9 protein-coding genes are annotated in these 11,788 nt (G+C 42.2%); 1 reads left to right on the top strand and 8 read right to left on the bottom strand.

The window, feature by feature from the left end:
* Nucleotides 1–395 precede the first annotated feature (395 nt).
* The 4 genes from RG963_RS00460 to larE form a co-directional block, all read right to left on the bottom strand.
* Nucleotides 396–1,760: a PKD domain-containing protein gene (locus tag RG963_RS00460; protein ID WP_310574304.1), complete on the bottom strand. Its 1,365-nt coding sequence runs from the start codon at nucleotides 1,758–1,760 to the stop codon at nucleotides 396–398.
* A 577-nt stretch (nucleotides 1,761–2,337) separates the two neighbouring features.
* The gene (locus tag RG963_RS00455) at nucleotides 2,338–3,705 is read right to left on the bottom strand and encodes a PKD domain-containing protein (protein WP_310574303.1); all 1,368 of its coding nucleotides are present in this window, start codon (nucleotides 3,703–3,705) and stop codon (nucleotides 2,338–2,340) included.
* A 380-nt stretch (nucleotides 3,706–4,085) separates the two neighbouring features.
* Entirely contained in the window at nucleotides 4,086–4,529 is a 444-nt protein-coding gene (locus RG963_RS00450) for a GNAT family N-acetyltransferase (RefSeq protein ID WP_310574302.1), read from the bottom strand.
* A complete protein-coding gene (gene larE / locus RG963_RS00445; RefSeq protein ID WP_310574301.1) occupies nucleotides 4,526–5,377 on the bottom strand; it encodes an ATP-dependent sacrificial sulfur transferase LarE in 852 nt (283 codons plus the stop codon). Before larE ends, RG963_RS00450 begins: the two co-directional genes overlap by 4 nt.
* Nucleotides 5,378–5,686: 309 nt before the next feature.
* On the opposite strand from larE, the gene glmM reads away from it, so the two are divergent.
* Nucleotides 5,687–7,048, top strand: coding sequence for a phosphoglucosamine mutase (gene glmM, locus RG963_RS00440; RefSeq protein ID WP_310574300.1), 1,362 nt, complete (start codon nucleotides 5,687–5,689; stop codon nucleotides 7,046–7,048).
* A gap of 688 nt (nucleotides 7,049–7,736) precedes the next feature.
* On the opposite strand, the gene RG963_RS00435 is transcribed toward glmM, so the two are convergent.
* From RG963_RS00435 to RG963_RS00420, 4 genes are all read right to left on the bottom strand, one after another.
* Entirely contained in the window at nucleotides 7,737–8,897 is a 1,161-nt protein-coding gene (locus RG963_RS00435) for a TIGR04013 family B12-binding domain/radical SAM domain-containing protein (protein ID WP_310574299.1), read from the bottom strand.
* Nucleotides 8,898–8,931: 34 nt separating this feature from the next.
* Nucleotides 8,932–10,044 (bottom strand): site-2 protease family protein, encoded by a 1,113-nt coding sequence (locus RG963_RS00430; RefSeq protein WP_310574298.1) that lies wholly within the window; start codon nucleotides 10,042–10,044, stop codon nucleotides 8,932–8,934.
* 93 nt (nucleotides 10,045–10,137) lie between these two features.
* Entirely contained in the window at nucleotides 10,138–10,572 is a 435-nt protein-coding gene (locus tag RG963_RS00425) for a DUF126 domain-containing protein (protein WP_310574297.1), read from the bottom strand.
* Nucleotides 10,559–11,764 (bottom strand): aconitase X, encoded by a 1,206-nt coding sequence (locus tag RG963_RS00420; RefSeq protein WP_310574296.1) that lies wholly within the window; start codon nucleotides 11,762–11,764, stop codon nucleotides 10,559–10,561. Before RG963_RS00420 ends, RG963_RS00425 begins: the two co-directional genes overlap by 14 nt.
* Nucleotides 11,765–11,788: the final 24 nt, after the last annotated feature.

Raw genomic sequence — 11,788 nt, 5'->3', positions numbered from 1 at the left:
CCAGGATTGTCAAAATCTAACATTGCTTCTACTTGCAATTGGCTACCATCGCTAGAAAACCCGGAAAATGTTGAAATTTTTCCTTCAATCAAAATTCCAATTATTTGCAATAGTTGTTAGATTAATGAAAGCCACGTCCTTATATAAAATACCTCTGAGACTTTTTAACACCAGGTTGTTTCGGCACAAAAACGTAAGAGGAAGACTTTGAATATCTCAAATTAACTTAAAATCAGTTAAGAAATTTGATTGTGAGGATCAGTTACTGAAAATCGTAAAAAAGTACTTCAAATCTGACAAATAGATTACTTTCGTCTTTTTTGTCAGACTTGATCGATGACCTTCACTATCCTTTATCCTTGACCTTTTTATTTGTTTTTCATTTCACATGTTCATTACTTTTTGGAGACTTTGATATATCCCGACATGGTTTTTGTGTTACTTCCGACAGCATTTTTTACTGTTAAGCTAACAGTGTATTTTCCTGCTGCAGTGTATTTATGTACAGGGTTCTTGGCTGTTGAATATGTTTTATCTCCAAAACTCCATTTCCACGAAGTGGGTGTTCCTGTACTTTTGTCAGTAAATGTCACTTTCAGTGGAGTTTTCCCTGAGGTTGGAGATGCAGAAAATGCAGCAACCGGAGAGGTTGAAAGAGTACCCATGTAGATATCCCAGTTTCCATTGCGATAATCCTGCCACACTATCTTGTCACCATAGATATCTGGATAGAACTGATCCGATTTATCGGTAGTGTGACTTTCCTGTCGAGTGGCGAGATCGTACACATAGATATCCCAGTTTCCATTGCGATCATCCTCCCACACTATCCTGTCACCATAGATTGCAGGAGAATATGAAGCTGATGGATTGGTGGTGATTCTTTTTTCTTTGGAAGTGGAAAGGTCGTACATGTAGATATCAGTGTTTCCATTGCGATCGTCACTCCATACTATCCTGTTACCATAGATTGCAGGAGATAATTGATCTGATGCATTGATGGTGATCTGACTTTCCTTTTTAGTGGAGAGATCGTACATGTATATATCCCGGTTTCCATTACGATCATCCATCCACACTATCCTGTCACCATAGATAGCAGGAGAATATGCTAATCTGCTGGTGGTGATCTGAGTTTGCTTTTTAGTGGAAACGTCGTACATGTAAATATTGTACTCTTCGTGTCCTTCATTGGGATAACCTGTCCAGACGATCTTGTCACCATAGATAGCAGGAGAAGATGCTAATCCGGTGGTGGTGATCTGAGTTTGCTTTTTAGTGGAAAGATCTTGCAGGTAGATGTTTTCGCCTCCATTGCGCTCATCTGTCCACACTACTCTATTACCGTGGATATCAGGGGAGTACTGACCTGATAAATTGGTAGTATAGATTTCCTTTTTAGTAGAAAGGTCATATATGTAGATATCGGCTCCATTGCGATAATCTTCCCACGCGATCCTGTTACCATAGATAACAGGGTTCCACTGAATTGATGTATTGGTGGTGATCCGAGTTTCAGTAATCTTTGGCGCAGCAGCTTGTATAGATTCCGTGGCTGTAACAATTTCTTCACCAGGTAACTCATCGGACATAATCTGGTCATCGGAGGAATCCCCTGCTCCACTGGTGATCTCCGGTAGGGCAATGGTTCGCGGATTTTGTTCAGGAGATGCCGATGCCATAGATGAGACGAGAATTAAAAATATAATCAGAGCTGCTGATGCTAAAGCTACTGAATGAAACTTTTTGTTAATTTTCATTATCCTACTCCTTTATCTTTTGTTTATTTTTCATATAAAAAATGTTAATAATCTTAACTCACTTACATTCTTAAACTCTCTCTTTTGGTTCTAAATTTCATAAAAATCGTGTAATTTGAGAGAATTTTCCAGAAAAAAGGTATCCTCTTCAAATTCAAGGGAGAATTTTTCAACCAGAAAAATATGCAACAATTTTATCCTACATTTGGGAAGTTGAATGCGCCTTTTGAGCCTGTTTTTCAGACTTGGTTAAATTTTTAAGTTTTCCGCAAATATGTGAAATTTACTTTTTCCCATACAATTTGAAGAGGATACAAAAAAAGTATGATTGAAAAAAATCCGCAAAGAAATATCAGGTTGTTTCGGCACAAAAACGTAAGAGGAAGACTTTGAATATCTCAAATTAACTTAAAATCAGTTAAGAAATTTGATTGTGAGGATCAGTTACTGAAAATCGTAAAAAAGTACTTCAAATCTGACAAATAGATTACTTTTGTCTTTTTTGTCAGACTTGATCGATGACCTTCACTATCCTTTATCCTTGACCTTTTTATTTGTTTTTCATTTCACATGTTCATTACTTTTTGGAGACTTTGATATATCCCGACATGGTTTTTGTGTTACTTCCGACAGCATTTTTTACTGTTAAGCTAACAGTGTATTTTCCTGCTGCAGTGTATTTATGTACAGGGTTCTTGGCTGTTGAATATGTTTTATCTCCAAAACTCCACTTCCATGAAGTTGGCGTTCCTGCACTTTTGTCAGTAAATGTTACTTTCAATGGTGCTTTCCCGGAGGTTGGAGATGCAGAGAATGCAGCAACCGGAGAGGTTGAAAGAGTGCCCATGTAAGTATCAGCGTTTCCATTGCGCATATCTGTCCACACTATCTTATCGCCATAGATATCTGGATAATACTGATCTGATTTATCGGTAGTGTGACTTTCCTGGCGAGTGGCGAGATCGTACACATAGATATCCCAGTTTCCATTACGATCATCCATCCACGCTATCCTGTCGCCATAGATTGCAGGAGAATATGAAGCTGATGGATTGGTGGTGATCCTTTTTTCCTTGGAAGTGGAAAGGTCGTACATGTAGATATCTGCGTTTCCATTGCGATCATCTACCCACACGATTCTGTTACCGTAGATAGCAGGAGAGTATGCTTCGGATGCTATCTTTTTTTCCTTTTTAGTTGAAATGTCGTACATGTAGATATCGGTGATTCCAGCGTATCCATATCTGCGATGATCCGCCCACACGATCCTGTCACCGTAGATAACAGGCGAGTCTGCTTGGGCAGCTATCATTTTTTCCTTTTTAGTTGAAATGTCATACATGTAAATATTGTAACCTTCGTAGTCTTCCCCGGGATAACCTGTCCAGACAATCTTGTCACCGTAAATTGCAGGATCCCACTGACTTATTTCATTAGTGATTATGCGAGTTTGCTTTTTAGTAGAAAGATCCTGCAAGTAGATGTCTTCGTTTCCATTGCGCAAATCTGTCCACACTACCCTGTTACCGTAGATATCAGGGCTCCACTGATCTGATGCATTGAGAGTAGAGATTTCCTTTTTAGTTGAGAGATCATATATGTAGATATCCCAGTTTCCATTGCGATAATCTTCCCATGCAATTTTGTTACTATAGATAACAGGGTTCCATTCATTTGAAGGATTGGTTGTGATCCTTTTTTCAGTAATCTTTGGCGCGGCGGCTTGTATAGATTCCGTGTCTGCAACAATTTCTTCGCTAGATACCTCATCGAACACAACCTGATCATCGGAGGAATCCCCTGCTCCACTGGTGATCTCCGGTGGAGTGATAGTTCGCGGATTTTGTTCGGGAGATGCCGATGCCATAGATGAGACGAGAATTAAAAATATAATCATAAACATTGAAACTAAAGCTATTGAATAAGCTTTTTCTTTCTTTTTCATTTCCTTCTCCTTCTATCTTTTCCATTTCTTTTAGTGCTTATTATTCTCCAGGGTTGTCAAAATCCAGCATTGATTCTGCTTGTAATTGGCCCCCATCGCTATACAACCCGGAAAATGTTGCAAACTTCCTTCCGTTAAGATCCCAACTATTTGCAATGGTTGCTAGTTAATGAATGAAATGTCCTTATATAAAATACTTATGGAACTTTTTTATTCTCTGAGATCGTCAAAATTTGACATTTATTTCGCGAACATTTCACCTAATCTGTAAAAAATTAAGAAGATGAAAAAGCTTCTTATTTACTTGTTTTTTTGAAATATTGGATGCAAAATATTTGACTTGGAGATTGTGGAAGAGGCTTAACTATTGAATCGGAAGTTTAGCAATTGTAAGAATATCTCATCGCATGCTGCGTGCACTTCTCAAAATGGTCACAATTTTCGCAATCTTCCCAGAGAAACAGCTTTTCGGAATTCTCTATTTTTGTAAAATTAAGTTTTTTAAAAAAGGCAGGAGCAGTTGTCCTAACATACAAGTCGCAGCCTGGACCCTCCATAGTTGTTAGAAGATGCTTAATAAGCCTTGTTCCAATCCCCTTTCCCCGGAAGTTCGGATGGACTGCAATAGAATGAATCTCGAGGAAATCTTTACCGTGGAATGCGGATTTTATAAGGGCAGCACATCCTATAATTTTCCCCTCGATTTCAGCTAGTATGAAGTTTTCTGGTTCAAGTCCTTCCATGTCAAGAAAGTAAGTAGATAGGAGCCTCTGGATTGCCAGTAGATCTGATTTTCTGGCTTTTCGGATAAGGATTTCTGTCATATCTTTCCGTAATTAGTTTTTTCTGGCTCATTAGACTTTCTTCTGGTATAAGGTTCATCCATGCTCCCACTCCGAAAACCTTCAAGGTCAAGGGTTATGTAATCAAAGCCAAGAGCTTTCAGGTGTCTGGAAATTGTCTCTCTTTTTCGGAAAGCATCCTCTAATTCTTCCCGAATCACCTCTATTCTGGCGAGATTCTCGTGCATCCTTACCCTGAACTGGGTAAACCCCAGGGAAAAAAGATAGTCTTCGGCTTTTTCTATTTTCTGGAGAGCTTCGACAGTTATTGGCTGCCCGTAAGGAATACGTGAAGCAAGGCACGCAGCAGATGGCCTGTTGGCCGCTGAAAGGGAAAGGTCCGAAGCGATTTTCCTGATTTCCTCTTTTGTCACATTCAATTCCACGAAAGGAGAAAAAACCTTTTTACCGGCTTCCTGTACTGCCTGATATCCAGGACGGTTTTCTCCCTTTATTTCAGAGGAGTTTGTGCCCTCAAGTACGACGTTATATCCCATTTTCTCTGCAAAATCCAACAGGGTTTCAAGCAAGGCTTTTTTACAGAAATAGCACCTGTTTATTGTATTTGCGGAGAAATAAGGAAGGCTCATCTGGGAAAACGAGAGTACCTTGTGCTGAATTCCGATTTCACAGGCTGTCTGGACAGCTGTTTCCAGTTGCTGCCCTGGAAAAAGTGGGGAGGTTATTGTTACGGCAAGAGCTTTTTCCCCAAGTGCCTCAAAGGCAAGGGCTGCAAGAGTTGCACTGTCAACTCCTCCTGAAAACGCTATAACTGCACTTTCTCTGGCTTTTATAGCCTCTTTTATCGTTTCGATCTTTTCAACGGCCATTAATAACGGATTTTTAGCTAATAAGATATATGTATTTGCCAGCACTACGGTAAGGTGATTTAAAGTAACCAAAAAAGGGATCGATGGATGTATTTAATAGACACCATTTCTAATTTTGAAAACACTCTCAAAATAATATCATTTTTAAACTTTTTATTAATGTCTTGTTCCCGGAACTCTGTTTCGTATCAGAGCTTTATTTACCATGATAACTCTATTAAAGAGCAATTTACCCTGATAATTCTATTAAAGAGCAAATTTACCTCAATGACATAGTTTTTACTTAAATCATAAAGACGGAGACCTTACATGGCATTATTCGGAACTAACGGTGTACGTGGTATCGCCAATGAATACATAAATCCAGAACTGGCAGTCAATTTAGCCAGGAGCCTTGGTACATACATGGGTTCTAAAGGCACGGTTGCTATAGGCTGTGATACCCGGATTTCAGGCCAGATGTTGAAGTCTGCAGCAATTGCCGGGGCTCTTTCAACAGGTCTGAACGTAATTGATGTGGGAATTGTTCCCACTCCTTCCATTCAGTATTATGTGCGCGACTATGCTGACGCAGGGATTGTTATTACGGCATCCCACAACCCAAGAGAATATAACGGCATCAAATTGATTGCAGGGGATGGCACGGAGTTTCCCAGGGATGGAGAACTGGAAATTGAAAAAATTTACCTTTCAGGAAAATATTCCCTTACATCCTGGGAAAAAACCGGCAGTTTCAGAACAGATTTCGGAGTCAATGACTACTATATCAAAAATGTTATCAACTCTGTCGATGCAGAAAATATCCGCAGCAGCACATTTAAGGTAGTTGTTGATACGGGTTGCGGAGCAGGTTCTCTTACTCTTCCTTTCCTGCTCAGGGAACTGGGCTGCCATGTACTTACTCTTGGAGCTCAACCTGACGGGACTTTCCCCTGGCGGAATCCGGAACCCTTACCTGGAGCCCTGACCGAGCTTTCCGAACTTGTGAAGATGACAGGCGCAGATCTCGGAGCAGCTCATGATGGGGATGCGGATAGAATAGTCTTTATGGACGAAAATGGCGAATTCATAAATGAGGAAGTTCTGCTTGCCATGGTGGCAAAATATATGCTTGAACGTGAAAAAGGCCCTATAGTAACTCCTGTTAGCTCTTCGCAGCGCATGGCCGATGTAGCAAAGGATGCAGGCGCCGAGCTTTACTGGACAGCTGTCGGCTCCATCAACGTCGCCCGAAAGATGATGGAAGTAAATGCAGTCTTCGGAGGCGAGGGCAACGGAGGCCTTATTTTCCCCAAACATCAGTATTGCAGAGACGGAGCAATGGCCTGTGCCAAAATCCTTGAAATCCTGGCTAACGGCCATAAGCTTTCCGAACTTACTAAAAGCGTGCCTGAGTATTTCAATGCAAAGACAAAAATCCCATCTGTAGATACGCAGGTTACGATGGAAAGAGTGAAATTCGAAGCTTCAGGGCTTGGTCTCAAAATAGACACCATCGACGGGGTCAAAATCTGGTATGAAGACGGCTGGGTTCTTATCCGTCCCTCGGGCACAGAACCGATCTTCCGGATCTTTGCCGAGGCAAAAAAGCAGGAAAGAGCCGAAGAACTCATGCAGGAGGGCATGAACATGATCATAAGAGCAGAAAAGGCCTCATCCACGGATGAATGATGAATAATATCTATATACTGACTGTAAATTCAGTTTTCATACTATACATTTGCATTTAACTCGCTCACTTACACCTATAATCACGAAAAAACTCCGATAGCACGGAAAAAGCTGTGTCGTCTTTCCTTTCTCCTATATGTTCCGTGCTATCGGTGATTCTAATCTATTTTGTATTTACAACTACAGCAAGCACGGACAACCCCATTCATGTTTTATGATTATGGAAATTTTTGAGTACTTTTATTTTATTTTTTGAGTAAAATGCCTTACTCTGGGAATTAGTACCAACTTTTCTTCTACAAATGTATATTTTGTATCATGTTAGTATGCGCTATTTTTAGATAAGTAACAATAAATTATAAATAGATTAAACTCTTTATGATTTATGGGACTAAAGACAAACTATCCTCCTACAAAACATATGTCATTGTGAGAGCCTCTTGAGCTGAAAAATATGTGTCCTCTGATCAAAAACAGTAGCAGAAGGTTCTAAAACATTATTTACTCAAAAGAACAGCCGGTAGTACAAGATCAACAGAAAACATAAGACCAAAAATTAATTAAAAATGGGAATTCGGTCGAAAACAACCGCAGTGTTCGGAATTCTCTCTAACCGATCTCCGAAATAAGGAACTGTGGTGTTTGGTTTCAAAGCCGGTACTGAAATTTCGGATATCGGCTTTTCACTCTAATCTTTTAGATATTTATCTCGTAGATGTTCTTTTTTCTGATTTTTCGTTTTTTCCCAGTTGCCTGTGAGTTTCCCGCCAAAGGCAAGTTTTCCGAGCTCTCGCCTTACTCCATCACTTACTTTTGCCGGAACGGCAGATGCATAGGGAGTTCCTGGCAGGGGAGTTAGGTAATGAGCCCTTACCGTACCTCCTTTTCTGCAGATCCAGCGAACAAGGTCAAGGCTTTTTTCCTGGTCCTCCTCGGTTTCTGTGGGAAGGCCGAAGATGAAATCAACCGCGGGAACAATTTCATGCTCCAGGCAACACTCAACTGCTGAAATGCTGTCTCCCACAGTATGCCCTCTCTGGATCTCCTTTAGAATTCGGTCACTCCCGGACTGAGCTCCAAGGCTAAGACTATCGTTTGCGCAGTATTTTCTCACAAGTTCGGCCGACTCGTCGGTTACGAATTCCGGGCGCACTTCAGAAGGAAACGTCCCGAAAAATATTTTTTTATCGGGCAGTTCATAAAGGGCAGAAAGCAATTTTTCCACTTTGTCAAATCTGGGCCGAATCCCGTCACTTCCGTAGGCAAAGGCATTGGAGGCTATAAAGCGAAGGTCATTATAATGTCTTGCATTTTTCAGAATGGAATCTATGCTTCTGTGCCTGACCTCTCTTCCGAAAAGTCTGGGAGTCTGGCAGTACCTGCATCCCCAGGGGCATCCCCTGCTAATTTCAATAGGAGCACGGAGCTTTTCAGGGTCGAAACATGGATAGATATCAAGGTCTGCATATGGTCTTTTTGGCGTTATGACAACCTTCCCGGTTCCTGAGTCCCTGTACGCAATGCCCCTGACCTTTTCCGGATTTCCCCCTTTCTGGATAATTTTCACAAGTTCCGGAAGTGTTTCTTCTCCTTCCCCGAGCACGACATAATCGAAATATTCAAGTGTCTCCTCCGGGACCCCGGATGGATGAGGACCTCCTGCAATGAAAATTGAGTCCGTATCTGCATTTTTCACTTCCGTGAAAATCTTTGTTGCCTGCTGCGTCGTAAAACTGTAAATCATGACCCCGTTTAGAGGTTTGTTTGCAAACCCTGCGTCCGGTAGTAAAGGGGAAAGGACCGCAAAGCTGTAAGAGTTTTTCTTGCTATAGCGGAAGTGCACGTCCATTTTTTTCTCCTTTTTTAGAAATCCCGGGTTCTCTTCAGGAAATAGGGTTAAACGGGATTAGAGTAAAGCAGAGAAGGCCCAGGATAAAAGTAATAATTCCCAAAAGGATGCGTTTTTTGTCCAGTTTGACCTTGTCATGCAAGGGAGACGGATGCCCGGCTGCTGCGAAAATCCAGAGTAGAAGAGCCCAGAAAATCCATATAACTCCATCTTCCTTCAGCCAGTAAATTACATAAAGCCCTATCACAAACAGTATACGCGGCATCAGGAAAGAAATTAGATCAGCTTTTTTGCCAAGCATCGCTCTGAGGATATGTCCCCCGTCAAGTTGCCCTGCAGGAAGAAGATTGAGCAAGGTCACGAACATTCCTACCCAGCCTGCAAAAGCTACAGGATGCAGGTTGCTCCCTGTGGCACCGACAAGGTTCTGGATAAATACAAACAAAGGAGGCAGGCCGAGATCAAACATCAGAGAATTCGGCAAAGATTTTGCTGCAGGTACTTCAAGGCTAAGCCCGATGAAAGTAACTGCAATTGACATTATCAATCCTACCAGTGGTCCTGCAATTCCCACATCAAAAAGGGCTTTTCGGCTGGGTACAGGCCCGTTGTAGCGAATTACTGCTCCCATAGTGCCGATAAAAGTGGGGAAAGGGATAAAATAGGGAAGCGATACCTTCATCCCATGATACCTGGCCATTGCATAATGAGCCATTTCATGAGAACCTAGAACTGCCATTATCGCAAGGGTAAAAGGTAAACCCCGGAAAAGCTGCAGAGGTGCGTTTTCGATGTCCACTCCGAACATCCAGGCTCCGCAAATCATGGTTGTAAAAAAGGTCGCTATGAAAAGGACAAGGTTTATCCACGTCTTTCCCTTTGCTTTCTTTTCAGGATAAATCAGCAGTATATGTTCCCCAAGCTCGTACTTTAGGGTACATCCGAATCCAAACTGCTGCAAAGGTTCCCAGAGTTCTCCCCTGACGTTCTCAGCATCGGTTTTCGGAGTTCCATAGAAATAAAGGGCTTCCCCGGAATTCTGGACCTCATACACATCAAATACCCTGACTATGAAAGGGTATAAGCGCGAAACCATCTCTTCGGCATTGAGTTTTTCGTGGTTTTTCGTATGGTTTTCTCGGTTCATTTTGGGTTTCCCGTCTTTACAGTTTAAAATTTCATTTTCAGGTTTATCCATTTCAGGTTTTAAAACTTCATTTGTTGTTTTCCGTTTTGCTGATTATTTTTCAGTTTCACTGGTTTCATGTTTGATAAGTTCAATATATCCTTTGCTTCCATTCACCAGAACCAGGTCTCCGTTATTTAATACTTCGTAAGGGTTCTTTTCAAGCATATCGACGAGTGGGATTTCGGAAATAATGGCTCCGACTGCCACTATAGGTTCTGTTTCCAGGTTTATGATCGCTGCAGGGGCAGCTCCGTTTTTTTTCAGCTGATACAGAACATACGAGCCAACTGTAGAGCCCTTTCCGTGGGGAAAAACAAGAACTTTACCTTTTATCGATTTTCCCATAAGAACATGATTTTCTTCAATTATAATCCCGGTTTTCGGGTCTACACTGCCAAGGAAAGAAATGGGGTCTCTGGAAAGCAGTACTTCCCCTTTTGCACACCCTCTGGAAATGGTCCTGCCTTTCAGTTTAATACGAACCACCTGCCTTTTTTTCTGTCCTGCCGACTGCCTCCTCGATGCAGGCCTCCATACTTCCGTATACGGCTTCAGCCCTGCACATCCCTGGAACGTAAGCAAGCGCTTTTCCTGAGTTTACCATGACGCAAGAATAATTGTTAGTAGCCGGAGAAACTACCATGCAGGTATCACAGATAACCTTAGCTCCGCTTTTTTCAATAGTCCGAACCTGCTCAGGATAACGTTTAGCAAGTTCCCTTGAGGTAAAAATCCATAACTCTTTCGAAACTTTTTTTTCTTTAAGGAGTTCAGCTGCCTGTTCAAGCTCGGCGGCAGAGCAGTGAGGGCATCCTAGAGTTATCAATTCGGGTTCTCTGCAGGCTTTTCTCCGGCTCTCATAAATATCGTCAAGCTGATTTCTCTCAATAGTAATTTTCTCTGCCGGTTCTTCAAAATCCAGCCTGCAAGCTTCAGGCGTGGCACCGTTCACATGGTAAAGGGCAACTGCCCCTGAAGCTGCCATTGCGGCTCCGAGAGATTTTAATTCATCTGCATCTGGAATATTCCTTAAATGAAATAAAGGCACTCTGCTCCCTACAAGTTTGCCAACCACATAACCAAGTGCGCCGTAATCCGATCTATTCAATGAGAATCCCACATCAATTGAGATCTTAGGCACACGGTTTTCGTCCAGATGGAACCCATAGTTTGCAGTTTTCCCGAGGAGTGCCGCAGAGAGGGCAGATGGGCCGCCTTCCCGGTTTGTCCTGGCTCCAATCACGGAGTTTGCATAGGAGACGGCTGATGATTCGCTCCATGCCAGGTGATCCCCGTAACTGACATCAAAACCCACAAGTGTATAGGGTGTGCATGTGCATTCACAGCGAATCCCCAGCTTTTCATATGCCTGAATGATTAGCTTTTGTTTTTCTGCAAAATCGGGCGAGATCCTGAGCCTTTCCCAGTCTTCCAGGTCCATGCCCGCAGGGTTCAGAATTGCAGGAACCTTGACCCTGCCCTGCAGGTCTGAGATCCATTCAAGGCCCGCATCGCCTATAGTTTTGTAAGAGACACCTGCTATTTGGGCGCTTTTGATGGGGATAAGCCCATCTGCACCGTAAATGTCTCCAAGGGCCACTAGGATCTCAATAGCCTGCCGTAGAGTCTCCCCGGCTTCTCCATTCAGGATCCGCTCTTCTTCTTTTGTAAGGTACATGGAAATTCACTCTGTGATTGCCAG

It is taken from the genome of Methanosarcina baikalica, from assembly GCF_031461075.1.
Taxonomy (GTDB): domain Archaea; phylum Halobacteriota; class Methanosarcinia; order Methanosarcinales; family Methanosarcinaceae; genus Methanosarcina; species Methanosarcina baikalica.
The sequence above is the reverse complement of the archived record's forward strand: the minus strand, read 5'-3'. Positions and strand labels throughout refer to the sequence as shown.